General features: G+C 51.7%; 1 rRNA gene. It reads left to right on the top strand.

From position 1 onward, the window contains the following. A 23S ribosomal RNA gene (locus ACXX53_RS23120) occupies positions 1-445 on the top strand; the annotation flags it as partial.

Genomic DNA, 445 nt, shown 5'->3' with positions numbered 1-445 from the left:
GGAAGGGGAGTGAAATAGAACCTGAAACCGTGTGCTTACAAGAAGTCAGAGCCCGATCTATGGGTGATGGCGTGCCTTTTGTAGAATGAACCGGCGAGTTACGTTTGCATGCAAGGTTAAGTTGAAGAGACGGAGCCGAAGCGAAAGCGAGTCTGAATAGGGCGATTAAGTATGTAGGCGTAGACCCGAAACCGTGTGATCTACCCCTGTCCAGGGTGAAGGTGCGGTAACACGCACTGGAGGCCCGAACCCACGAATGTTGAAAAATTCGGGGATGAGGTGGGGGTAGCGGAGAAATTCCAATCGAACTCGGAGATAGCTGGTTCTCCCCGAAATAGCTTTAGGGCTAGCCTCGGAAAGAAGAGTAGTGGAGGTAGAGCACTGATTGGATGCGGGGCCCGCCAAGGGTTACCAAGTTCAGTCAAACTCCGAATGCCATATACTT

It is taken from the genome of Paenibacillus marinisediminis (assembly GCF_054343325.1).
The sequence above is the reverse complement of the archived record's forward strand: the minus strand, read 5'-3'. Positions and strand labels throughout refer to the sequence as shown.